Below are 24,555 nucleotides of genomic sequence, written 5' to 3'. Positions count from 1 at the left end.
ATAGCCATAAATTGTGGCCGGAGTGATAACATAGGCGGATATGGCGTAAGGGCATGGGGCAATCAAAGATGCAGCAGCAAGTGGGCGTAGTAACACCATCAGGGAGAGATAAGCGCCGGGCTGTCATTGATCGTCTGGTGCGCATGATGGTGACAGGCAGTGGCTTGCTGGTGTTGCTGACTCTGATGCTGATTTTCGTTTATTTATTGTACGCCGTCTTCCCTCTGTTTAAGCCCGCCACCGTCAGCTTGCATAATGAATTTGCGGTCAATCGTAGTGCACCCACCGCGCTGCTCGGCCTTGATACTCAAGGGCAGGTGGCCTATCGCATTGATAATCAGGGCAAAGGATACTTTATTCGGCTCAATGCACAGGGGGAGTCCCCCGCTGGCAGCCTAATCAGTGAACAGATATTATCACCACCGCCGATATCAATTAGCCGCGCGGCAGGGGGGCAACCGCTATATGGGGTCGGTTTGAGCAATGGGCGGCTGCTGCTGCTGCAACCTGATCTCTCGGCCACACCACCGCGCTGGCAATTTCCACTGGGTGAGCAACCGCGCTTTTTGGATTTGCGAGGCCAGCGCTTACACCATTTGGTGCTGGCGGAGCCGCAACCACAACAATTTACCCTGGCCGCCATGACTGAGGATGGCCGCTTGCTGGCCGGAACCTTTACTGCGCAGGGCCAGCAAGTCAGCGAACTGACGGAGGTGCCGAGGGCCGATCAGCTGTTATTGGCCCCTGACGGGCGCTTGCTCTATCTGTTAGCGGGCAATCAGCTGTACATCTACCAATTGGGCGCCGAACTGACACTGCGCGAGGTGGTGTCGTTGCGAAATGATAAGCATGCCGCTGATGGCCCCTTAACCCTCGCTATATTGGCGGGCGGAAAATCCCTGTTGGTGCAATCGCCAGATGGCCAGTTAACCCAATGGTTTGATGTACGCAAAGCGCAGGATAACCTGTTCCACTTAACCCCTATCCGCACTTTTACCCCAGCGCTCAAGGGGTTACTGACCACCGAAAGTAGGCGGCGGGTCTTTGCATCGTTGTCACCACAAGGGGAGTTATCTCTCTTCTCTAGCATCCAATCCGCACCGCTATTGCAACAAAAAATGGCTAAGGGGATCACTCATGCCGCCTTCTCCCCTTGGGGCGATAATCTGCTGGTGGAGAGTGCCGCCGGTTGGTCATTTTATCAGGTGGATAACCGCTATCCCGACATCAGTTGGCGCAGCTTATGGCAACGGGTGTGGTATGAGAATTACCCGGAGCCGGCTTATGTGTGGCAATCAAGCTCAGCCGAAGAGAGCTATCAGGCCAAATTCAGCTTAGTGCCGATCATTTTCGGCACATTAAAGGCCGCCAGTTACGCCATGTTATTTGCTATTCCACTGGCATTGGCGGGGGCCATTTACACCGCCTATTTCATGTCGGCGGGTCTGCGGCGCGTGGTGAAACCGGCCATTGAGATGATGGGGGCATTCCCGACCGTGGTGATTGGTTTGATTGCCGGTATTTGGCTGGCTCCGGTGATTGAAAACTATCTGGCGGGCATTTTATTGCTACCGCCACTGCTGGCATTGACCATCATTCTGTCCGGCTGGGGCGCTACCCGATTGGCAGAAAAGGCTCAGTGGCGGCTGCCTGCGGGCTGGGATGCCATTGTGCTGCTGCCAGTTATTCTGCTGACGGGGTGGCTGGCATTGTGGTTGGGGCCGCAACTATCGATGTGGACGCTGGGGGGGCCGTTACATGAGTGGCTGGGTGACAACTACTCTCAGCGCAATGCGCTGGTGGTGGGGGTGGCGATGGGCTTTGCACTGGTGCCGGTCATTTTCTCACTGGCGGAAGATGCCCTATTTAGTGTGCCGCCGTCGCTAAGCCAGGGGTCATTGGCGCTGGGGGCCACCCCCTGGCAGACCCTGGTGCGAGTGGTGTTGCCCTCGGCCTTCGCCGGTATTTTCTCCGCCCTGATGATAGGTTTTGGTCGTGCTGTGGGTGAGACGATGATTGTGTTGATGGCGACCGGTAACACGCCAATTATTGATGGCAGCATTTTTCAGGGGCTGCGCGCGATGGCGGCCAATATCGCCATTGAGATGCCGGAAGCGGTGGTGGGCAGTGGGCATTATCGGGTGCTGTTTTTGACGGCGTTGGTGCTGTTTTGCTTCACGTTTTTAGTGAACACGCTCGCCGAGGCCATTCGGTTACGGCTGCGTGAGCGCTATCAGATGGAGCGGATGGCATGACGACGGCAGGCACTATCAAAAGGTGGTTTGCCTCCGGCTCGCCATGGATCTGGCTGACCGCCAGTGCCGTGAGTATCAGCCTATTGGCGCTACTGGGGATAGTATTGCTGCTGGCGGGGCAGGGGATGCGCTATTTTTGGCCCGCGCCGGTTTATCTGTTTGAACTCAAGCAGACGGCTGCCGGCCCGGTCAGGGTGATTGGCGAAATTTATCAGCAGCAGTCGCTGCCACGGCAACAACTCGAACAGGCCGGGGTGATTTTGCCGCCACAAACCGGTGAGACGGTGACCCGATATCTGATTAAAACCGGCAATCGGGAGATTCAGGGGCAGGATTTTCATCGATTGCTGGAGAGTGATATCCAACAACGCACGCAACCTAAAGAGCTGTTGGTACTGGATCGGCAAAACAGTGGCACCGCTTACGGTTTTCTCGCGGGTATGCTGGATAACGGCCAGCCACTGGTGGGCGACGATTTGGCGCAGGAGCTGCAAAAGCGTATTCCCGTTATTCAGGGGCTGGTTCGGCAGTCGAAAGATATTCAGTTCCGCCAGATAAATATGCTCAATCAGCAATTTGAGGCGTTGCGGCTACAGAAAAAACGTCTGCAAATGACCGGTTCGCTCGACAGTAAATCGCAAGACAGCATTGACGCGGAGTGGGGCGAGTTACAGCGCCGCCATCAGGCGATGATAGAGAAATTGCGGGGTCTGCAAACTGAGCAGAATCGCTATACCTTATTGCTGCGGGATATGAATGGGCAAATTCACCCCCAGTTGCTCAGCCAGATCAACCGCGCCTGGTATCCCAATGAGATGAGTTTTGGGCAAAAATTGCGCCATTGGCTGGCACAAGTTCATCAATTTTTGACCGATAATCCCCGTAATGCCAGCACCGAAGGCGGCGTCTTCCCGGCTATTTTTGGTACTGTGCTGATGGTGATACTGATGTCGATTGTCGTCATGCCGTTAGGGGTGATTGCGGCGGTCTATTTGCATGAGTATGCGGGTAAAAACTGGCTGACCCGTATGATTCGTATTTCCGTGGTGAATCTGGCGGGGGTGCCATCCATTGTCTATGGGGTATTTGGCCTCGGATTCTTTGTCTATTTTATCGGCGGTTCACTGGATAAACTCTTTTATCCGGAGGCGCTACCCAGCCCCACATTTGGCACGCCGGGTGTATTGTGGGCGGCCTTGACTCTGGCGCTACTGACGCTGCCGGTGGTGATTGTCGCCACCGAAGAGGGGCTGGCTCGCATTCCGGCCAGTTTGCGACAAGGCTCGCAAGCGCTGGGGGCCAGTAAAGCCGAGACACTGTGGCACATCGTGTTGCCGATGGCAGCGCCGGCGATGATCACCGGGCTGATTCTAGCTGTAGCACGGGCGGCGGGTGAAACCGCCCCGCTAATGTTGGTGGGCGTGGTAAAATCAGCGCCACTCTTGCCGGTAGATGGCATCTTCCCGTTCCTGCATTTGGAACGTAAATTTATGCATTTAAGCTTCCAGATCTACGATATGGCGTTCCAAAGCCCCAATGTGGAAGCCGCCCGCCCATTAGTCTTCGCCATCGCATTGCTACTGGTGATCATCGTGGTTGGCCTTAATTTAGCGGCCATCGGCATTCGCCACCATTTGCGCGAAAAGTACCGAGGTTTAATGCTGTGATTGAACTTTTTAACCCGCAGGACGAAATATGGGACTTTTGATGCCGGATGCGCTGCCACTGTTTGATGTGCAGCAATTGAGTGATGAGCAAACGGCGCTGGCGGTCGAAAAGCTCAACTTATTCTATGGCGACAAACAGGTGCTGCACGATATTTCGTTTTGTGTGCCTAAGCACCGGGTAACTGCGCTGATTGGCCCGTCTGGTTGCGGCAAATCCACATTGCTGCGCTGCTTTAACCGCATGAATGATCTGCTGGATAACTGCCGCCTTGAGGGTGAAATCCGCTTGGGTGGCGAAATCATCACAGATAAAACCACCGATGTGGCCGCCTTACGTCGGCGGGTCGGCATGGTCTTCCAACGGCCTAACCCATTCCCAAAATCAATCTATGAAAATGTGGTCTATGGCCTGCGCTTGCAGGGGATTCGTGATCGTCGGCTGCTTGATGACGCCGTTGAGCGCTCCCTGCGGGCGGCGGCGCTGTGGCATGAGGTGAAAGACCGCTTGCGGGAGAATGCGTTTCGTCTCTCCAGCGGCCAACAGCAGCGCTTAGTTATCGCCAGGGCCATTGCGATCGAGCCAGAAGTTTTGTTGCTGGATGAACCGACATCGGCCCTTGACCCTATCTCCACGCTGACCATTGAGGAGCTGATCACCACGCTAAAACAGCAATATACCGTGGTGTTGGTGACCCATAACATGCAGCAGGCTGCGCGGGTGTCAGACTATACCGCCTTTATTCATCAGGGGAGTTTGGTGGAATATAACAATACTGATGCTCTGTTTACCTCACCTCATCAGCGCCGCACGGAAGATTATATTACCGGGCGTTATGGTTAGCTCCGCGTGGAGGGCGTAGGCTAGCTCGAGCTAGGGTCTTCACTGTATTTATTTTTCACCATTTAAGTTTACATTATTACGTGTCGCTCGTTATTAAAGTAACTATTAAATGGAAATGTTAAGTGAAAGAGCTATTGATAACCCAGCCTGATTTTATGGAGACATTTAGTTGTGTGGGTACAGCCTGTCTTGATCACTGTTGCAAAGGCCAGAATGTCATACTCGATAGAAACCGCTATCAAAAATACATTAAAAGCCCCTACTCAGATATTAAACGTATTGCCATCACTCATATCTCTGTTACTCAAGATAGTCTCGCCTCTTGGGCCAATATTAGCCCCGATAGTCAGGGTAATTGCCCCTTTCTTGATGAACAGCGACTATGTCAGATTTATAAACATGCCGGTGTGAATGCGCTGGGTAATCGCTGTTCAACTTACCCTCGCGTTGAACATATCTATAAAAATCAAAAGATTAAAAGTATGTCACTCTCCTGTCCTGAGGTCACTCGGCAAGTATTATTCTCGCCTGATGCATTAACCCTGCGATTTTCGATTATTAATCAATATGACTATTTTAAATCACCGGATATTGTTGTCGAAGAGCGATTGGTCAATCGTGCTTGCGCGGCGATTGCAGCAATTCCGCAGGTGGATATAGCAGAAAATCTTTGGGCAATAAATTGCTTCTTGCACAGCTATCAAGCTTGTAATGATGTGAACAGAAATAACATGGTTGAGATCGATAACCTGCGTAGTAAATTAATTTCTTCCATAGAGACCGGGCAAGCGGCCCATGAATTAATGGCCGTAGAATATAATCCGGTTATCCGTGGTGAGTTATTAAATTGCCTGCACAATTTTATGGCACAGCTATCAGATGTTCGAGGAAAAAAGAGACTGACGGCCTATACCAATAGGCTACTGACCAACTCCACTGATGAACAGATTGAATCCCACAGTTTTCGGCAGCAATTAACGACGGCCTGGCAGCAGTATGCACTGCCTTTTTTTATGGGGAATCCGTCTGTGTTGCGTAACTACTTTCTGTTTCGCATTCATCATGACCAATTGGCAATGGGCGGGGGATTATCTGCGGTGGCTGCGTTTAATCTACAAATTATAGACTTCTTTTATTTGAAAATGCTAATCACGGCCCATGTAAATGAGTATGGGAAATTAGCTGAGGATGACGTGATTGGCATTGTCTACTCTTACCATGCCTGCCGTGAGTCTAGTGACAGCTTAAGCCAGCGCTTTATGCAGCAACTGACTGTTTATGCCATGAGCGATGATTTTCCGTTATTATCCTTACTAATGTGAAATTAAATTTAATTCCACAGCCTGTTGTGTCGCTTGTTATGGCTAAATAATCAGTGACTAATAGGATTTCATTCGGTGAAAAAATTACAAATTACTCAACCTAAGTTTGTAGAGCGTTTTAGTTGTGTCGGTTCTGCCTGCCGTGATCATTGCTGTAATAGTTGGAGCATCCAAATCGATAAAGAGACGTACCGAAAATATAAGAGTAGTCAGAATCAAAATATCAGAAATATAGCAATAAAAAATATTAAGGTGACACGAGATAGCCTAGAGAGTTGGGCCGAAATACGTCTTGATGATGACGGTAATTGCCCTTATCTTGATAAGGCTCGTTTGTGTGAGATTCATAAATGCTTAGGTGGTGAGGCACTAAGTAAAACCTGTTCCACATATCCGCGTAGTAGCCATGAATACAAAATTGAAAAATTTAATACACTGACACTCTCCTGCCCAGAAGTTACCCGATTAGTATTATTTAGCCCAGATGCGTTTCTTGTTAATCAGGAAGAGATAAGCCAGCAGCACTACTTCAATAATAGAGAGATCCACGCTGAAGGGAAGATGGTTAATGATTATTGTAATCAATTGATGTCCACTCCACGGGAGAATATTGAAGAGAATATTTATGCAACCAATGTATTTATTCATTATTATCAGGGTATCGATAAAGCTGTTAAGGATAAAACTCAATTAATATCTGAAGGTTATGCAGCAATTAAAAATATGCTAACCTCTGGCCGTATGACTGAGGAGATGACCAGCATTCCTTTTAATGCTAATGTGCGCTGGCATTTTTTAATGGCATTCCAAAGACATATTGTTAATTCCCTATCTAGCAGAGGGAGAAAAATGATGATTAATTACATGGGTTTTTTAATCCATCATTTAATGAACGACGTGGATGTCAATCAACTTGAAAAACGCATGAGTGAACTGAGTGAGACTTGGAATAGCAAAGTTATGCCTTTGCTCAATCAACACCCCCATATTTTGAGTAACTTTTTTCTGTATAACTTCTATCATCACCAGTTTGCGCTGAATAAAACTGATGAGATTGACAAGGAGTTTTATTCTTATGTCATGGATTTTTTCATTATAAAATCAGTTATCAGTGCTTTTGTCATATACAACAACACGCTAAGTGAAGATGACATAATCAATATTGTTTACTCATACAGTGTTTTCAGAATACACACCAGAAAATCACAGGAGTATTTATTAGGGAAAATAGATGAAATCAATGCGAGTGATAACATTACTTTATTAAATTTGTTGAATTGATTCTACCAATCACTATTGGGGCCGTGTGGCCCCTGTTTGGGTATAAATCAAGCACTCTTTATCGATGGCGTTTTATATTTAGCTAAATATTGTGGCTGAAAAATGCACATACGAATCACCGTACGGTATTCACCATTGATAAAGAACTCCTGCTTCAGTTCGCCTTCCACTTCAAAACCTAATTTGCTGTAGATATGGATGGCTTTTTTATTCTCTTTATCCACGATCAGATAAAGTTTGTACAAATTCAGCACAGAAAAACCATATTCCATGGCCAGTTTTGCTGCGGTGCCAGCATGGCCTTTCCCCTGATGGGCGGGGTCGATAATAATCTGAAACTCAGCACGGCGGTGAATATGGTTAATTTCAACTAACTCGACCAGCCCTACTTTTGTGCCCTGACTTTCAATAATAAAGCGGCGCTCACTCTGGTCATGAATATGTTTATCGTAGAGATCAGAGAGTTCGACAAAGGCCTCGTAAGGCTCCTCAAACCAATAGCGCATAACACTGGCATTGTTATCTAACTGATGGACAAACGGCAGATCATCCCGTTCAAGTGGGCGTAAACGGACGCTGCTGGTGGTAGACATGCTTATTCCTCATAGGGCGACAGCGGCTGCTGCCACAACGATTATATACTCTCATGCTTGAAGGTGCAGTGGGAGATCTGCGACTTTGGCGATAACCTGAGCGCGATAATTAGCATAACGCATTAAGAATAAAGCATAAAAAAGGCGCTAACCGCAAAACGGTAGCGCCCTTAATCAATGCACTATTATCTGTTATTGCATCAATCTACTCTTCAGCCGCATAACCTTGCGCAGGTAAGCGCTTGCCATCCAGCCAGGCTGCGTCATCACCCATAGTCAGTCGGCCATCAGTGAACCAATTCACCACCAACGGATAGATGTTATGTTCCTGAGTTTGCACTCTTTCGATAACATCATCTTCGGTGTCATCACTGAAAATGGGCACTTTGGCTTGCAGAATCACCGGGCCGCCATCCAGCTCCTCAGTGACAAAATGTACTGAAGTGCCGTGTTCCTGATCGCCGTTTTCCAGTGCCTGCCGATGAGTGTGCAGGCCAGGATACTTGGGCAGCAGGGAGGGGTGGATATTCAACATCCGCCCGGCATAGTGCTGCACAAACACGGGGCTAAGAATGCGCATATAACCGGCCAGTACCAGCAAATCAGGTTGATACTGGTCAATGGCTTGGGCCAATGCCGCATCAAAACTGGCGCGATCAGCAAAGGTTTTGGCATCCAACCCATGGTGTGGGATACCCGCCAGCTTGGCACGTTCTAACCCATAAGCCGCAGGGTTATTGCTGAATACGGCGCTAATCTGGCCTGAAATGCGCCCTTGCTGCTGGGCCTCTATCAGTGCCTGTAGATTGCTTCCTTGACCAGAGACTAAAACGACAATTTTCATCATCATTACGGATTGATAATAACTTGTTCAGCGCCTTCGACTGCCGCTGCGATCACCCCGATTTTCCAGGCTTTTTCGCCAGATGCTGTCAGCAACTCAACGGCACTATCTGCCAGTTCCGCTGGGAGAGCAACCACCATGCCGACACCACAGTTAAAGGTGCGGTACATTTCGTGGCGGCTCACATTGCCAGCTTGCTGCAACCAGCTGAATACCGCAGGCCACTGCCAGCTAGCTTCATCGATAACCGCTTGAGTGCCTTGCGGTAATACCCGTGGGATATTCTCCCAGAAGCCGCCACCGGTCAGGTGAGCAATCGCATGAATATCAAGTTGTTCAATCAAGCTCAGAATAGATTTTACGTAGATTTTGGTCGGTTCCAGCAGATGGTCGGCCAGGGATTTACCTTCCAGCTGTGTCTGTTCTGGATTGGTGTTGCTGACTTCCAAAATTTTGCGAACCAATGAATAACCATTGGAGTGTGGGCCGCTGGCACCTAAGGCCACCAACACATCACCGGGCGTCACTTTGCTGCCATCGATGATTTCAGATTTTTCGACCACGCCAACACAGAAGCCAGCAACGTCATAATCTTCGCCGTGGTACATGCCCGGCATCTCGGCTGTTTCGCCGCCGACCAGCGCACAACCTGACTGTTTGCACCCTTCGGCAATACCGGTAATGACACTGGCGGCAGTATCCACATCCAGTTTACCGGTGGCGAAGTAGTCGAGGAAGAACAGTGGTTCGGCTCCTTGAACCACCAGGTCGTTGACACACATGGCCACTAAATCGATACCGATGGTATCGTGGCGTTTCAGGTCCATCGCCAGACGCAGCTTGGTGCCCACGCCATCAGTGCCTGAAACTAAAATAGGTTCACGGTATTTTTGCGGCAAAGCGCACAGGGCACCGAAGCCGCCCAATCCACCCATGACCTCTGGGCGACGGGTCTGTTTAACCACACCTTTTATGCGATCAACAAGGTCATTGCCGGCATCAATATCTACACCTGCGTCTTTATAGCTGAGAGAGGTTTTGTTGGTCACTGCGAGGTCCCCACGGCGGTTGGCGGTTTAAGCATAGGAAGAAAACGCGACAATTCTAACAGCGCAGGCAAACGTTTGCGAGTAGCTTGTGATATCACGCTGATTTTTAGCTTTCTTGACTTAATAATGATTTTCTATTGATCTGAATCAGGCTATTGATTGTGGCGTTCAAAAAAAAAGGCGGTATAATCTCGCGATTTTTTTGGCCGCCAGTCGCCTAACCAGGAGAAAAATAATGAAGATCGTTGAGGTGAAACACCCGCTAGTAAAACATAAACTTGGTTTGATGCGTGAAAATGATATCAGCACGAAGCGTTTTCGCGAGTTAGCGTCTGAAGTGGGGAGTTTGCTGACTTACGTGGCAACCGCCGATTTGGAAACTGAAAAAGTGACCATCGAAGGTTGGAACGGGCCGGTTGAAGTTGAGCAGATTAAAGGTAAGAAAATCACTGTGGTGCCCATTTTGCGTGCCGGTTTGGGCATGATGGAAGGGGTGTTGGAAAATGTACCGAGCGCCCGCATCAGTGTGGTGGGTGTCTATCGTGATGAAGAGACACTAAAGCCAGTACCTTACTTCCAGAAGCTGGTTTCTAATATCAATGAGCGGATGGCGTTAGTGGTTGACCCAATGCTGGCAACCGGTGGTTCGATGATTGCCACCATTGATTTGCTGAAGAAAGCGGGCTGCCAGAGCATTAAAGTCTTGGTATTGGTCGCGGCACCGGAAGGTATTAAAGCATTGGAACAGGCGCATCCAGACGTTGAGCTATACACTGCCTCTATCGATCAGGGCCTAAACGAACACGGCTACATTATCCCAGGTTTGGGTGATGCCGGTGATAAGATTTTCGGAACAAAATAAACGATGATAGCCGACTCGATAGTCGGCTTTTTTTTGAATAATTTTTAGCATAAATCACACCATTGAAGAGGATAGAGATAATGAGCCGTCGCACCATTGGCATCAGCGAGCGTCCACCGCTGCTCCAGACGATCCCCCTGAGTTTTCAACATTTGTTTGCCATGTTCGGTGCCACAGTTTTAGTTCCTATCCTATTTAAGATTAACCCGGCCACAGTGCTGCTGTTCAACGGCATTGGCACCTTACTCTATCTGTTTATCTGTAAGGGCAAGATCCCGGCTTATCTGGGTTCCAGCTTTGCGTTTATTTCACCGGTTTTACTGTTATTGCCATTGGGATATGAAGTCGCCTTGGGCGGTTTTATCATGTGCGGCGTGCTGTTCTGCCTGGTAGCGCTGATTGTGAAAAAAGCCGGCACTGGCTGGTTGGATGTGATATTTCCACCGGCGGCGATGGGGGCGATTGTCGCGGTTATCGGCCTTGAGTTAGCCGGTGTTGCTGCCGGAATGGCAGGACTACTGCCAGCACAGGGGGTGACGGTAGATTCAACCACCATCATCATCTCAATGGTGACCCTGGGGGTGACCATTTTAGGTTCGGTGCTGTTCCGTGGCTTCTTCGCCATTATCCCGATTCTGATTGGTGTATTGGTGGGTTATGCCTTGTCATTCGTGATGGGTGTGGTTGATTTAACACCTATTAGCGAAGCCCATTGGTTTGCTTTGCCGACCTTCTATACCCCCCGTTTTGAGTGGTTCGCCATTCTGACCATCTTGCCTGCGGCGCTGGTGGTGATTGCCGAGCATATTGGGCATCTGGTGGTGACCGCCAATATCGTGAAAAAAGATTTAATTCGTGATCCCGGCCTGCATCGCTCGATGTTTGCCAACGGTATTTCTACAGTGATCTCCGGTTTCTTTGGCTCCACGCCGAATACCACTTATGGCGAAAATATTGGGGTAATGGCGATCACCCGGGTTTATAGCACCTGGGTTATCGGTGGTGCAGCGATTCTGGCGATTATGCTCTCTTGTGTCGGTAAACTTGCTGCTGCCATTCAGGCCGTGCCTGTTCCTGTTATGGGCGGCGTTTCACTGCTGTTATACGGCGTGATTGCGGCATCTGGTATCCGTGTGTTGATCGAGTCAAAAGTTGACTATAACAAGGCACAAAACCTGATTTTAACCTCGGTGATCTTGATAATCGGCGTGAGTGGCGCGAAAGTGAACATTGGCGCGACTGAACTTAAAGGCATGGCGCTGGCGACAGTGGTCGGTATTGGTCTGAGCCTGCTGTTCAAAGTGATCAGCTTGTTGCGCACGGAAGAAGAGATTCTCGATGCAGCGGAAGATAAGTCTGCGCACTAAAAAGTGAAATCTGGCCGAGCCGCTGTTGTCTGCGGAGCGCATATCTGTCGGTTCGGCCACTATTTCATCCCAGATCAGGTTTTTATGCTGTTGTTACTTTTTGTGTTAAGCTGACTCTGTTTTCCCGCCCGTTTTGTTGGTTGAGGTGCTTTTCTGAATACGCCGGCACAGCTTTCACTGCCACTATATCTTCCCGATGATGAAACTTTTGCCAGTTTTTATCCGGGTGAGAACCCGTCGCTATTAGCGGCGATCCAGTCCGCTGTTCATCAATCCCACGGCAGTTACATCTATTTCTGGTCGCGCGAAGGCGGTGGCCGTAGCCATCTGTTACATGCCGCTTGCGCGGAGCTATCGCAACAAGGCGAGGCGGTAGGCTATGTCCCGCTGGATAAACGTGCCTACTTTGTACCCGAAGTGCTGGACGGCATGGAGCAGTTAGCGCTGGTTTGTATCGATAATATCGAGTGTATTGCCGGTGATGAGCAGTGGGAAATGGCGATGTTTAATCTCTATAACCGCATTGTAGAAACCGGTCGTACCCGTTTACTGATCACCGGTGATCGCCCGCCACGGCAGTTAAATCTCGGTTTGCCGGATTTAGCCTCTCGTCTTGATTGGGGCCAGATCTATAAATTGCAGCCGCTATCTGATGACGAAAAGTTGCAGGCTTTGCAGCTGCGCGCCAAATTACGTGGTTTTGAATTGCCGGAAGATGTGGGCCGCTTTTTGCTAAAGCGACTGGATCGGGAGATGCGCACCCTATTTATGACACTGGATCAGCTTGATAGAGCTTCCATCACCGCACAGCGCAAGCTGACTATTCCTTTTGTGAAAGATATCCTCGGGCTGTAATCCCCTGCATCCTTGACGTTGCAGGGTTGTTAGCTGCGGTCACTCACTTACTCCTGCAACACCAACGACGTTGACCAGGCGTTGTTAGCCGATTTATTCGTGCCACTTTTCGTCTTGATTCAATCACGGCAAAATGTCCAATACCTGCTCTGGCGGCCTGCCAATGCGCGCTTTCCCTTGATAAACCACAATTGGGCGCTCGATCAATTTGGGATTTTCGCTCATGATTTGTAGCAATTTTTCTTGTGTCAGCGACGGGTCTGCCAGATTCAGCTCTTTGTAGCGCTCCTCTTTGGTGCGCATCAATTGCCGGGCATCACTAAAGCCCAACTGTTGCAGTAACTCTTTTAATGTCGCCACTGACGGCGGGGTGTCTAAATACAGAATCACCTGCGGCTTAATCCCCTGTTGTTCAACTAACGCAAGGGTCTCGCGGCTTTTTGAGCAGCGCGGATTATGATAAATCGTGACATTTTTCATCGTAACTCTCCTTAGGTTTTCTGGTATTTACGAAAGCGCTCATTCAACTGGCGTAGCTGGTCAATACGAGCGTCATAGCGAGCCTGCTCCAGACTTCCTAATTTCACCCGCGCGCTGGCATCACTAAGCAGGCCAATTGCCTGTGTCAGCTTGCCACTTAATGCCAAACTCTCCGCTCGGGCGGCCAATTCTTGATCACGTAAATTCAATGCCGCCGCCGCTTGTGCCAATAGATCCCAACCATTCGGGTCGTTCGGATTGGTGAAAGTGTAGCGATGCAGTATCTTGATGGCTGCAGCCGGTTGTCCACCCTGAACATAAGCGTTGGCCAGATTGAGTTGCAATACCGGCTCATCATTCTGTTTTGCGGTGGCAGCTTGTAGGCGAGAGATGGCTGCTGTCGCTCTGTTCTGCCCCAAATCAATATCGGTCATCAAATCGAGGAACCAAATATTGCCCGGTTGCTGGGTTAACAGCGGCTGTAACTGATTACGGGCTTCGTCATATTTTTTGGCCTGATATAGCAAGATGGCCTGACCATATTTGGCTGCCAACTGTTCGCGCACCGTGCCTTTGCTCAAGGTTTCCAGCAGATCTGGGGTCAGGCTATTTTCAGTTGAACCATACATGCCCAGAATACGAACTTTGGCGAATAGATAATCTTGTGATGAAGCGATAGGGTGCGGCTTCATTTGGTTGGCGCGGTTACGTGCATCAGATAACCGGCTATCGGGTAAGGGGTGAGTCAGCAGCATTTCTGGCGGTTTTGACGCATATCGTGACTGATCGGCCAGTTTTTGCAGGAAATTGGGCATGGCTTGCGGATCAAATCCCGAACGTTGCAGCACTTGAATCCCAATGCGGTCAGCTTCCTGCTCATTGCCCTGAGTAAAGCTAATGACACCTTGCTGAGCGCCTGCCAGGGTGCCACTTAAGCCCGCCATACCAGCTTGTGGGCTGGCCATGGTCAACAGGATCGAGCCTAATACCCCGACCCATGTCAACGGGGCCATACGTTGCTGCTCTTCCATGGCTCGCGCCAAATGGCGTTGAGTGACATGAGATATTTCATGGGCTAATACTGATGCCAACTCACTTTCGTTATCGGTATAACGGAACAGCGCGGAGTGGAGCACCACGTTGCCACCAAAGAAAGCAAAGGCGTTAATCTGGTCGTTATTGACCAGATAGAAATGGAAGGGGGTGCGAACTGAGTTGGCATTGGCAACCAGCCGCTTACCCAGCGTATTGATATATTGCGTCAATAACGGATCATATATCAGTGGCGTACTGGCGCGCATTTGGCGGACATAGAAATCCCCCATCGCCAGTTCTTGATCGATGCTCAAGGTCGCCCCGGCTGAAGTCCCGATATCGGGCAGCAGGTCTTGTGTCTCAGCGCTAGCGGGTATTGTGCTGGTGAGCAGCAAGCTACTGAGCAGTGCTGCAAGCACTCTCTTACGTAATCGGCCCGTTTGATTAAACCGACCTGTGTTACTCAACCGATAAGTCATAACTGAAGCTGCCCCTGCCAATGTAATGACAATTAGACTCCGAGATGTGTAAGAGTTCTTCTTCCTTGCTCTGCTCTCCAGTACAATCATCACGAAAGCGAGCTATATCACAAAAATAGGTTCAAATAGGTCAAAAGCTAAGCTCAGCATCCATTGCTGAGACTCATAACTATCTTAGCCAGCCTGCGAGTATAAAGAAATAGTTATAACTTAATGGATACCTAGGCAATGGCGTTATGGAAGAGCCGACAAAAAATTTGACCTTCGGGTTGTGCCTCTGCTGAGCGGGGCGGTTTAAGGAGTTCGTTAATTTGCGGATTCCTCATGGTATTTAAGGAGCAATTTCGGATGCTAGAGCTGTTGTTACAGTGGTATCGTCGCCGTTTTACCGACCCGCAGGTTATCGCTTTACTGGTTATTCTGTTAGCTGGGTTCTGTATTCTCTATTTCTTCAGCGGTATTTTGGCCCCGCTACTGGCGGCAATCGTATTGGCCTATCTGCTGGAGTGGCCGACTGCCCGATTACAGCGCATTGGCTGTTCACGCCTTTGGGCCGCCACTATTGTACTGGTGGTTTTTGGTGGTATCACACTGTTAGCGGTGTTTGTCGTGGCACCGACGGTCTGGCAACAGGGTAATAATCTGATCTCAGATATGCCGAAAATGCTAAATAAATTCAACGCATTTGCTCAAACACTGCCCTCGCGCTACCCCGCGTTGGTGGATGCCGGTATCGTCGATATGATGGCGGAAAACCTGCGCAATAAGCTCTCCGGCATGGGTGAATCCGTGGTTAAATTCTCGGTGGCCTCATTAATCGGCTTGCTGACACTGGCGATCTATTTGATTTTAGTGCCGCTGATGCTGTTTTTCCTGCTCAAAGACAAAGAGCAGATGTTGAATGCAGTGCGCCGTGTTCTGCCGCGTAATCGTGGCCTTGCCGGGCAGGTTTGGCTGGAGATGAACCAACAGATTACCAACTATATTCGCGGCAAAGTGGTGGAGATGGTTGTTGTCGGCATCGCCACCTATTTAGTGTTCTTCATCATGGGCATGAATTACTCGCTGTTGTTGGCGGTGTTGGTCGGTTTCTCGGTTTTGATTCCCTATATTGGCGCGGTGATTGTTACCATTCCGGTGGTGCTGGTGGCGCTATTCCAGTGGGGGCTTGGTGCTGATTTCTGGACCCTTTTTGTCGCCTATCTGGTGGTGCAGGGGCTGGATGGCAACTTATTGGTGCCAGTTTTGTTCTCGGAAGCCGTCAATCTACATCCGCTGGTGATTATTCTGTCGGTGATCATTTTCGGCGGTATGTGGGGTTTTTGGGGGGTATTCTTTGCTATCCCATTGGCGACTTTGGTCAAAGCCGTTATCCACGCCTGGCCGGAAGAGCTTGCTCTTGAAGCGGATTGATTAACAGAAAGCGATGCGCTGTTTTGACTGAATAAACAGTAGGTTGAGCCAATAAAAAAGAGCGCCTAAACGCTCTTTTTTGCTTTTTATGGGAAATACGACCACTTAGGCACTTTGGCGTAAATAGTCCATCACAATATCGTGGTGGTTGGTGGTTTTGAAATTATCAAACACATGCTCCACCTTGCCGTCGGCATCAATTAAGAAGCTGATGCGGTGGATACCATCGTAGGTTTTACCCATAAAACTTTTTTCGCCCCAAACGCCAAATTGCTCTGCAACCTGATGATCTTCATCCGACAGCAAAGTGAAATTCAGCAGCTCTTTCTCCGCGAAACGTGACAGTTTTTCAGGTTTATCAGTGCTAATGCCCAGCACTTCAACCCCCGCGCTCTTCAATTCATCCATGTTGTCCCGCAGACCACAGGCCTGCACAGTACAGCCCGGTGTCATGGCTTTAGGATAAAAATAGACCAAGACACGTTGTCCCTGGAAGTCGGCCAAACTAATTTGCTCACCATCTTGGTCGGGCAAGCTAAAGTTCGGCGCTAAATCACCGGCTTTCAATGGGCTCATTACTAACTCTCCATTCGTGAATCATGTTGTGGATAGTTCACAACGCTAATACTGCCTTGTGCATTGAGTTCTGTACATAGCTGATAAAAAGCGTGTTCAATTATCGAACTGTCTTGACTGGCGGGGCTGTGCGCACTCATCTGGATATGTAACCGAGGAGGCGTGTCGCCTTCAGCCGGTTGAGTTTTGGAAACCAACTCCGCGATATTCATATTGTGGCAATGAAACAGGTTGGTAAAGCGTTCAATAATATGTGGGGAGTCATTCACTTCAACTTTTACCCATACTGTCGCCGGCATCGCTTTCTGCTCTTGGGCGTTGGTTCGCTTCATCACAATCAGCAAATCAAGCTCTGCGCCTTTTTGCGGCAAAGTTGATTCCAGCAGGGTAATGGCATTCCAACTGCCTGAAAGCAACATAATAAATGTGAACTCTTCACCGAACATGGCCAGACGGCTATCTTCAATATTACAACCGCAGCTACTGACATGGCGGGTGATGGTATTCACGATCCCAGGGCGGTCAGCACCCAGTGCGGTAATGACCAGATAATGTTCATCAAGCTGCGGCAAAATCGCTCTTCCTGTCATGCTCTTGGGGGTTACCATGGTAAACATAAAAAAAACCTGCTGCCAAGCGCTTACAACAGAGTTGTTTGCTTGCTTTTGGATAGAGGTCAAAAGTACCATGAGTAACTTGTTTAAGGAGGGGGTGGGCAATGTTTACGGGAAGTCCGATGTTTACAGGCAACGCAATGTTTACAGGTAGCATAGTTGCACTGGTAACGCCGATGGACGACAAAGGTGCTGTCGATCGTGCGAGCCTTAAGAAACTAATTGATTATCATGTCGCCAGCGGTACTGCGGCGATTGTCTCCGTGGGCACCACGGGAGAGTCAGCCACACTGAACCATGACGAGCATGTCGATGTGGTGATGCAGACCCTTGAACTGGCTGATAGCCGCATTCCCATCATTGCTGGAACCGGTGCTAATGCCACCTCCGAAGCAATTTCTCTCACGCAACGGTTCAATAACACCGGTGTGGTGGGTTGCTTGACTGTGACGCCATATTATAACCGGCCAATGCAGGAAGGGTTATATCAGCACTTCAAAGCGATCGCTGAAAGTACCGATTTACCACAAATTCTCTATAATGTGCCTTCGCGTACTGGTTGCGATATGTTACCGCCAACCATCGCCCGCTTAGCCAAGATTAAAAATATTGTTGCTGTTAAAGAGGCAACAGGGAACTTAAGTCGTGTTAGTCAGATCCAAGTGCTGGTTGATGATGAAGATTTCATCCTGCTCAGTGGTGACGATGCGAGCGGACTGGACTTTATGCAACTGGGCGGCAAAGGGGTTATTTCGGTGACGGCGAACATCGCTGCGCGTGAAATGGCTGAACTTTGTGCGTTGGCTGCACAAGGCAACTTTGCACAAGCACGCCGTTTGAATCAGCGCTTGATGCCATTGCATCAGCATTTATTTGTAGAAGCAAACCCAATTCCGGTGAAATGGGCCGCAAAGCAACTGGGATTAATGGCGAATGACACTTTGCGTCTGCCAATGACCCCGCTGACTGATCCGGCTAAACGGATTGTGGAAGACGCGCTGAAAAGCGCAGGTTTGCTGTAACTCTTAGGGAAATTTGATGGCAATAACATTGCAAAAGTCGACAGTGGTCACGGTAGTGGGTGTTTCGCTGGCCATGCTGCTGGCAGGCTGCACCACTGACCAACGCTACAAACGCCAGGTTGGTGGTGACGAATCTTATCTGGAAGCACCGGGGCTGAAACCGCTTAACTCACCAGCAGGCATGATTTTGCCGGTACAAAATGGCGATTTTGATGTCCGTTCCGTCAACTCTCAAGGCGCTGTGGGTAAACAGTTGGACATCCGTCCTCCGGTACAACCACTGGCATTGTTAAGCGGTTCTCGCGCTGAAAATGCTAACGATACCAGCAAGCTATTGTTAGAAAATAGCCCGCAAAACCGTAATCTGTGGGCGCAGGTTACCCGCGTCCTGCAAGATAAAAACTGGCCGATAGCCAGCCGTCAGGATGCCAGCCAAACACTGACCACTGACTGGGTCAAATGGAACCGCGCTGATGAAGATGTGCAGTTTGAAGGCCGTTATCAGATAAGTGTGCAGGAGCAGGGTTATCAGTTGGTATTGGTGGTGAAATCCCTTGCTCTCCAGCAAGGTGGTCAGCCCGTTAGCAGCTATACCGAAATCCAGCGCTACAACGGCGCAATGCTGAATGCCATTATCGAAGGTTTGGATAAGGTTCGTTCTGACAGCGAAAGCAGCCAGGCAGCCCGTAAAGTTGGCTCGCTAGATGTTCAAAGCGGCAGCGACGACACCGGCTTACCACAACTGATTGTCCGCGCGCCTTATGCTGTGCTGTGGGAGCGCCTGCCAGCCGCACTTGAGAAAATCGGCATGAAAGTCACTGACCGTAGCCGTCCGCAAGGCTCAATTAACCTGACCAACAAATCTATGAGCAGCAGTGACTGGGATGCGTTGGGGGCCAAAGACCCTGAATTGCCAGCAGGTGATTACAAGCTGCAAGTCGGTGACCTTGATAACCGCAGTAGTTTGCAATTCATCGGTCCGAAAGGGCACACCCTAACCCAGTCGCAGAATGATGCGCTGGTCGCGGTGTTCCAGGCGGCGTTTAGCCAGACAAGCGCCACAAGTACCAAATAAAACCAAAGGGGCTTCGGCCCCTTTCCCTTTACACCCGTCATACTTTAAGCTGCATGTGCGTTGGCTATGTTCAATTATCCGAATCACTTACTTATGTAAGCTCATCGGGATTCTCTCTTGCCGCCTTCCTGCAACTTGAACTATTTAGGGCTTATCCATTTTATGGCGAGTTACATTTTCACATTACTGGAGTAATAAAATGCAAAAGCTAGCTGAGTTGTATCGTGGGAAGGCGAAGACCGTCTATACCACCGAAAATCCTGACCTATTGGTATTGGAGTTCCGTAACGATACGTCAGCACTGGATGGTCAGCGCATTGAGCAATTCGATCGTAAGGGCATGGTAAACAACAAATTTAACCATTTTATTATGGCTAAATTAGAAGCGGCCGGTATTCCCACTCAAATGGAACGTTTGCTATCTGATACTGAAGTGCTGGTAAAAAAACTGGAAATGATCCCGGTTGAATGCGTTATCCGCAACCGTGCTGCTGGCTCGTTGGTAAAACGTCTGGGTATCGAAGAGGGCATAGAACTGAATCCACCGCTGTTTGACCTGTTCTTGAAAAACGACGCAATGCACGACCCGATGGTTAACGAGTCTTACTGCAAAACTTTTGGTTGGGCAACAGAAGCACAATTAGCGCGGATGAAAGAGCTGAGCTATTTAGCCAATGAGGTGCTGAGCAAACTGTTTGACGATGCCGGTTTAATCCTGGTGGACTTCAAATTGGAGTTTGGCCTGTTCAACGGTGAAGTGGTATTGGGTGATGAGTTCTCGCCGGATGGCAGCCGTTTGTGGGATAAGAAGACCCTCAACAAGATGGATAAAGACCGTTACCGTCAAAGCCTGGGTGGTTTGATTGAAGCCTACGAAGAAGTTGCACACCGTATCGGCGTTAAATTAGACTAACTACGCAATCGATTACCTTTCGTTGGCGTTACCGTTCTAAGGGGAGATAGCCTCTATCTCCCTTCAATCTCCCTTCAATAACCTCTCTCATCCCTATCATCGTTGAATCAAATCCGCCAACACACCAATCGTTATATCTGAATGCTGCCAACAGTTAATTAACTTTAACACATTGATTTTTAAATATATTTAATTGCTAACGTTTTTCTGTGTTTTTGGCTTTGGCGACAGGCTTAGGTTAGTAGATTTAGAAGCGAACCCGACGAGGTGCGATTTCAACTAGGTAATATCCGTCGCTCAAAATTAAAATTAGGTCTAATTTCATTAGGTAAGCTGACTGATGGAGCCGACTTTGTTCTATGTGTCTCTCTGGAAGAATCTTTATATATCTGAGGGTGCTCAATATTTGAAGCTTTTATAAAAACAAGTGAAGGTTCATTTTTCCATTCCTTTGTTTTATTCAAGTTTTCATTACTATTTTTAACACAATTTAAATTGGAGATTAACTTGCTAAGTTTACTACTGAGTTCAGCATACCATTAATAGCTTTCAACATAGCTAGGGTGAATTCATCCGGTCGGGATAGTCTGTCTACCTGTCCGATAAGGATAATGTCTCCAGGGGCGGCATCATCAAGCAGGCGTAAAAGTTCTGGCCGCTGGAGTGAAGCCACGGATACATTTTCGGTGTACTAGCTGGCCATCCGAAATCCTTCTCTTCCACAAAGGTCTTCATGCGGTTTTGGCCCGGAGTGCGTCTTGCTCTTTCGACGAGGCGCGGAGATAGCCGTGGATGTACATTTTTACCCATAAGTGACGTTTAGGTGTTCAATATTGGCGAGGGTGTTATATACCAATAAAGTAAGGGTTAACAAACAAAAATCATTATCCGCCATCGGGGATGGGATGTGTAATTATTGACTTCGCTGGACTAGGACGGCGCATATACGATGAGTATCTTATTTTGCTTGTCAAATAGGACGATATAAATTTGTAGTGATTATATCGTACATGAAGGGAATGCAATATTGCTTATTAAATTCATTTAGTCTCAATCAATTATACCAGCCATGTATGGCGGTGATAGTTTAAAAGGAGTTTCATATGGCAACAGTACAAGCGTGGGCACCTCCATTATTTTGGGGACCGTGGGTCGATTTAATGGGGCATACGGGTAGCAGTAATGTTTACACAGTGAGTTTTGAAACGGAATCAGAAACACCCTCATCTTTTGATGTGGAAATTGAATTTGCAACAGAAACACATACACAGAATATCTATACCCAAGGACCCGGTAACTATCAAATTATGGGTAGTGGTGCCGGAACAGATAGAATAAGGTTTAAAAGTCACTCTATCGGCCAGGTCATTAAAGTTGAATTCTAAGTAATTTAAAACCCCGCGGAGTATTTAAGCATTTGAAAATTTATTCAAATACATCCAGCGGGGTTTTCAATTAGCATACTCTTTGACTATTTCTAATGCTACTTCCCTATTAGTAACTGCCTGAGAGAAAAAACCGATCTTAAAATGCATTGCAGACACTATTTTTGTAGCAGGAATGATGTCGTATCCATCAAATGAAGTGTGTATTCTTTCACCAACATTTGAACTGATAAATTCAGCAAATTGTTGCACACACTTTTTCGTGTTATCCAGCTCTATAATGAGATTATCATTTAAATAAAATATAGGTCTGTTTTCTCGCAACGATACGTGTTCAACACATTTTTTTTCGAGAGGAAAATATTCATTATTGATTTTGTATACTAACAGTCGTGGTTCACTTTTTATTGTACACGAAGACAGTATGAATAAGGAGAGTATGGAAAATAGCATTTTATGTGGTTTGATAGTGTTTTTTTTCATAGAAATAAACCTCATTAGTTAAGTGATCTCAGTACTTAATAAGTAATTACATCAGATGGCAACCTGGTATTATTCTTCTGTGAACTATGGTATTCCTGAGTTTTAACGCCAGTGTTATCCATGGTATTCACGTATTGATGATACTCTTCCCTAGTTTATCTATTGAGACACAATAGCACCGATGCCTTTAATCGTAGTCCTGATTTTTAATTGGTTATAATATCATTAATTAAGAATGCATAATATGTCTAAGAGGGTGATAACACTTTTTACTAAAAGTCGTGTAACTGGCTACGTCTATAACTGTGTTAGTTCATTTAATACAATAAATGAATGATGATTTACGATTGATTAAGTTACTTGAAAATTAAAAGCCTCGCACAGTAATAATGTTTTATGCTTATTTTATATTCTGCAATTGTCCCGTGTCTTATGAGGTGGGATTTTCGTCTAAAGGCAATGTGTTAGCGTTGCTCCTGATTGAATTAGCCACGGCCAGTGAGTCAATTTCGCTGGCCGCTTACAGCTTCACATCCCAGCCGGTGGCCGATGCACTCATTGCGGCGCAGGGACGGGGCGTTTTATACCGAGTTTTTTGGCTTCTTTGTTGGCGGCCACGATTGCACTATCGTTGTTTTTAATGGTATTGGGTCAATATATTTCCTACGATAGTGGTAAGGAATATCTCTGGGAGTACAGCTATGCGTTGGCAAGGTCGTCGTGAAAGTGACAATGTGGAGGACAGGCGGGGCGATTCATCCGGTGGTGGCGGTGGATTTAGACCGCCGATTGGTGGCAAGGGCGGTATTGTCATCCTGATTGTGGTGCTGGTCGCTGGCTACTATGGGGTGGATCTGACGCCACTGTTGAATGGCAGTGATCCTATGTCGCAAACCCAGACGCAGCCGCGCTCATCAAGCTCCGTCAGTGCCAAAGATGACCAATATGCCAAATTCACCTCCGTGATTCTGGCTGACACGGAGGAGACCTGGAAACCGATTTTCCAGAAGATGGGGCGCAGCTATCAAGAGCCTAAATTGGTGATGTACCGTGGCGCAACCCGCACCGGCTGTGGCACCGGCCAATCGGTGATGGGGCCGTTTTATTGCCCGGCAGACAGCACGGTTTATATCGATTTATCCTTCTATGAAGAGATGAAAAACAAGCTGGGCGCAGGCGGTGACTTTGCGCAGGCGTATGTGATTGCTCACGAAGTTGGGCATCATGTGCAGCACTTGATGGGCATCGATACCAAAGTGCGGCAACAGCAGCAGGGGGCGACGCAGGCAGAAGCTAATCGACTGTCGGTCAAAATGGAATTGCAAGCAGACTGTTTTGCTGGCGTGTGGGGCAAAGCGATGGATGAACAGCAGGTGCTGGAAGTGGGGGACTTGCAAGAAGCCCTGAATGCCGCGCAGGCCATTGGTGATGACCGACTACAGCAGCAAAGCCAGGGGCGCGTGGTGCCGGACAGCTTCACTCACGGCACATCACAGCAGCGTTACACCTGGTTTAAACGTGGATTCGACAGTGGCGACCCCAATAGCTGCAACACCTTTGCCAGCCGCTAATAGCGCTAGAACCTCGCGTCAGCAGCGATTATCATAACAGCACTTTCTTCTGGCCGGCACTTTCGCTGCCGGCATCTCTTGCAAGGCAAGGATAACCATGGCCGCTCTCGATCCCACTTTATTGATTCTATTGGCGTTGGCTGCGCTCGGCATCATCAGCCACAATATGACCGTCACATTAGCCATTCTGACACTACTGGCCATTCGCATCACTCCCCTGAATCAGTTCTTCCCGTGGATAGAAAAATATGGCTTAACCATCGGCATCCTGATTTTGACCATTGGGGTGATGACCCCGATTGCTAGCGGCAAAATCAGCGCCAGCGAGGTGCTGCACTCTTTTGTGCAATGGAAATCGATATTGGCCATTGTGGTGGGGGTGGCGGTGTCGTGGCTCGGAGGGCGAGGGGTTTCGCTGATGACACATCAACCGTCGGTGGTGGCTGGGCTACTGGTCGGGACAGTGCTGGGTGTGGCGCTGTTCAGAGGTGTGCCGGTCGGGCCATTGATCGCCGCCGGATTGCTCTCGCTGGTGATTGGTAAATCCTAACGTGAGTCAGGGGATAGTTGCCA

General features: G+C 48.5%; 24 protein-coding genes. 15 read left to right on the top strand and 9 right to left on the bottom strand.

The features are described from left to right. Window positions 1–53 precede the first annotated feature (53 nt). The 5 genes from HRK25_RS00610 (at window position 54) to fliB (HRK25_RS00590) (ending at window position 7,366) form a co-directional block, all read left to right on the top strand. On the top strand, window positions 54–2,255 hold the full coding sequence (locus HRK25_RS00610) for an ABC transporter permease subunit (protein WP_032897462.1): 2,202 nt from the start codon (window positions 54–56) through the stop codon (window positions 2,253–2,255). After that, window positions 2,252–3,922 (top strand): phosphate ABC transporter permease PstA, encoded by a 1,671-nt coding sequence (gene pstA / locus HRK25_RS00605; protein ID WP_081444611.1) that lies wholly within the window; start codon window positions 2,252–2,254, stop codon window positions 3,920–3,922. The genes HRK25_RS00610 and pstA overlap by 4 nt, the downstream gene beginning before the upstream one ends. A gap of 28 nt (window positions 3,923–3,950) precedes the next feature. Beyond that, complete coding sequence (pstB, locus tag HRK25_RS00600; protein ID WP_032897464.1) at window positions 3,951–4,763, top strand: phosphate ABC transporter ATP-binding protein PstB; 813 nt, start codon at window positions 3,951–3,953, stop codon at window positions 4,761–4,763. Window positions 4,764–4,885: 122 nt separating this feature from the next. Then, the gene (gene fliB, locus HRK25_RS00595) at window positions 4,886–6,085 is read left to right on the top strand and encodes a flagellin lysine-N-methylase (protein ID WP_005273267.1); all 1,200 of its coding nucleotides are present in this window, start codon (window positions 4,886–4,888) and stop codon (window positions 6,083–6,085) included. Window positions 6,086–6,160: 75 nt separating this feature from the next. Further along, entirely contained in the window at window positions 6,161–7,366 is a 1,206-nt protein-coding gene (gene fliB, locus HRK25_RS00590; RefSeq protein ID WP_005273270.1) for a flagellin lysine-N-methylase, read from the top strand. A gap of 47 nt (window positions 7,367–7,413) precedes the next feature. Here the strand turns inward: fliB (HRK25_RS00590) and speG are convergent, their stop codons facing one another. The 3 genes from speG to purM all read right to left on the bottom strand — a co-directional run bounded on the left by speG (window position 7,414) and on the right by purM (window position 9,852). After that, entirely contained in the window at window positions 7,414–7,959 is a 546-nt protein-coding gene (gene speG / locus HRK25_RS00585; RefSeq protein ID WP_004876820.1) for a spermidine N1-acetyltransferase, read from the bottom strand. Window positions 7,960–8,164: 205 nt separating this feature from the next. Next, a complete protein-coding gene (gene purN, locus HRK25_RS00580; protein WP_032897526.1) occupies window positions 8,165–8,806 on the bottom strand; it encodes a phosphoribosylglycinamide formyltransferase in 642 nt (213 codons plus the stop codon). 2 nt (window positions 8,807–8,808) lie between these two features. Beyond that, window positions 8,809–9,852 (bottom strand): phosphoribosylformylglycinamidine cyclo-ligase, encoded by a 1,044-nt coding sequence (purM, locus tag HRK25_RS00575; protein ID WP_005273274.1) that lies wholly within the window; start codon window positions 9,850–9,852, stop codon window positions 8,809–8,811. A 235-nt stretch (window positions 9,853–10,087) separates the two neighbouring features. Here purM and upp point away from each other — a divergent pair, with 235 nt between their 5' ends. From upp to hda, 3 genes are all read left to right on the top strand, one after another. Beyond that, the gene (upp, locus tag HRK25_RS00570; protein ID WP_032897468.1) at window positions 10,088–10,714 is read left to right on the top strand and encodes a uracil phosphoribosyltransferase; all 627 of its coding nucleotides are present in this window, start codon (window positions 10,088–10,090) and stop codon (window positions 10,712–10,714) included. A gap of 80 nt (window positions 10,715–10,794) precedes the next feature. After that, window positions 10,795–12,081 carry a uracil permease gene (gene uraA / locus HRK25_RS00565; RefSeq protein WP_005273277.1) on the top strand — a complete coding sequence of 429 codons (1,287 nt, stop codon included), beginning with the start codon at window positions 10,795–10,797 and terminating at the stop codon, window positions 12,079–12,081. A 153-nt stretch (window positions 12,082–12,234) separates the two neighbouring features. Continuing rightward, window positions 12,235–12,936, top strand: a complete 702-nt coding sequence (gene hda / locus HRK25_RS00560; protein ID WP_032897470.1) for a DnaA inactivator Hda — start codon at window positions 12,235–12,237, stop codon at window positions 12,934–12,936. 123 nt (window positions 12,937–13,059) lie between these two features. Here hda and arsC read toward each other — a convergent pair whose 3' ends face one another. Together arsC and bepA are read right to left on the bottom strand one after the other, a co-directional pair. Further along, complete coding sequence (arsC, locus tag HRK25_RS00555) at window positions 13,060–13,416, bottom strand: arsenate reductase (glutaredoxin) (protein WP_005273282.1); 357 nt, start codon at window positions 13,414–13,416, stop codon at window positions 13,060–13,062. An 11-nt stretch (window positions 13,417–13,427) separates the two neighbouring features. After that, window positions 13,428–14,930, bottom strand: coding sequence for a beta-barrel assembly-enhancing protease (gene bepA / locus HRK25_RS00550; protein ID WP_032897473.1), 1,503 nt, complete (start codon window positions 14,928–14,930; stop codon window positions 13,428–13,430). 348 nt (window positions 14,931–15,278) lie between these two features. Between bepA and HRK25_RS00545 the strand changes: the two genes are divergently transcribed. After that, complete coding sequence (locus HRK25_RS00545) at window positions 15,279–16,343, top strand: AI-2E family transporter (protein WP_032897476.1); 1,065 nt, start codon at window positions 15,279–15,281, stop codon at window positions 16,341–16,343. 105 nt (window positions 16,344–16,448) lie between these two features. On the opposite strand, the gene bcp is transcribed toward HRK25_RS00545, so the two are convergent. Then, entirely contained in the window at window positions 16,449–16,919 is a 471-nt protein-coding gene (bcp, locus tag HRK25_RS00540) for a thioredoxin-dependent thiol peroxidase (RefSeq protein ID WP_005273287.1), read from the bottom strand. Between the two features lie 2 nt (window positions 16,920–16,921). Next, entirely contained in the window at window positions 16,922–17,491 is a 570-nt protein-coding gene (locus tag HRK25_RS00535) for a glycine cleavage system transcriptional repressor (protein WP_032897478.1), read from the bottom strand. Between the two features lie 182 nt (window positions 17,492–17,673). On the opposite strand from HRK25_RS00535, the gene dapA reads away from it, so the two are divergent. From dapA to purC, 3 genes are all read left to right on the top strand, one after another. Next, window positions 17,674–18,555 carry a 4-hydroxy-tetrahydrodipicolinate synthase gene (gene dapA, locus HRK25_RS00530; protein WP_032897529.1) on the top strand — a complete coding sequence of 294 codons (882 nt, stop codon included), beginning with the start codon at window positions 17,674–17,676 and terminating at the stop codon, window positions 18,553–18,555. A gap of 16 nt (window positions 18,556–18,571) precedes the next feature. Next, entirely contained in the window at window positions 18,572–19,630 is a 1,059-nt protein-coding gene (gene bamC / locus HRK25_RS00525) for an outer membrane protein assembly factor BamC (RefSeq protein WP_005273297.1), read from the top strand. 199 nt (window positions 19,631–19,829) lie between these two features. Beyond that, complete coding sequence (gene purC, locus HRK25_RS00520) at window positions 19,830–20,543, top strand: phosphoribosylaminoimidazolesuccinocarboxamide synthase (protein ID WP_005273298.1); 714 nt, start codon at window positions 19,830–19,832, stop codon at window positions 20,541–20,543. A 502-nt stretch (window positions 20,544–21,045) separates the two neighbouring features. Here purC and HRK25_RS00515 read toward each other — a convergent pair. Further along, a complete protein-coding gene (locus HRK25_RS00515; RefSeq protein ID WP_244262458.1) occupies window positions 21,046–21,216 on the bottom strand; it encodes a recombinase family protein in 171 nt (56 codons plus the stop codon). Window positions 21,217–21,646: 430 nt separating this feature from the next. Between HRK25_RS00515 and HRK25_RS00510 the strand changes: the two genes are divergently transcribed. Beyond that, window positions 21,647–21,928: a colicin Z C-terminal domain-related protein gene (locus tag HRK25_RS00510; RefSeq protein WP_032897481.1), complete on the top strand. Its 282-nt coding sequence runs from the start codon at window positions 21,647–21,649 to the stop codon at window positions 21,926–21,928. Between the two features lie 66 nt (window positions 21,929–21,994). Here HRK25_RS00510 and HRK25_RS00505 read toward each other — a convergent pair whose 3' ends face one another. Further along, the gene (locus HRK25_RS00505) at window positions 21,995–22,411 is read right to left on the bottom strand and encodes a hypothetical protein (RefSeq protein ID WP_049600731.1); all 417 of its coding nucleotides are present in this window, start codon (window positions 22,409–22,411) and stop codon (window positions 21,995–21,997) included. A 701-nt stretch (window positions 22,412–23,112) separates the two neighbouring features. On the opposite strand from HRK25_RS00505, the gene ypfJ reads away from it, so the two are divergent. Both ypfJ and HRK25_RS00495 read left to right on the top strand, forming a co-directional pair. Beyond that, window positions 23,113–23,982 carry a KPN_02809 family neutral zinc metallopeptidase gene (gene ypfJ / locus HRK25_RS00500; RefSeq protein WP_005273312.1) on the top strand — a complete coding sequence of 290 codons (870 nt, stop codon included), beginning with the start codon at window positions 23,113–23,115 and terminating at the stop codon, window positions 23,980–23,982. Between the two features lie 97 nt (window positions 23,983–24,079). After that, window positions 24,080–24,532, top strand: coding sequence for a DUF441 domain-containing protein (locus HRK25_RS00495; RefSeq protein WP_004876835.1), 453 nt, complete (start codon window positions 24,080–24,082; stop codon window positions 24,530–24,532). The last annotated feature ends 23 nt before the right edge of the window (window positions 24,533–24,555 follow it).

It is taken from the genome of Yersinia bercovieri ATCC 43970, from assembly GCF_013282745.1.
In the GTDB taxonomy this organism is placed as follows: Bacteria; Pseudomonadota; Gammaproteobacteria; order Enterobacterales; family Enterobacteriaceae; genus Yersinia; species Yersinia bercovieri.
The sequence above is the reverse complement of the archived record's forward strand: the minus strand, read 5'-3'. Positions and strand labels throughout refer to the sequence as shown.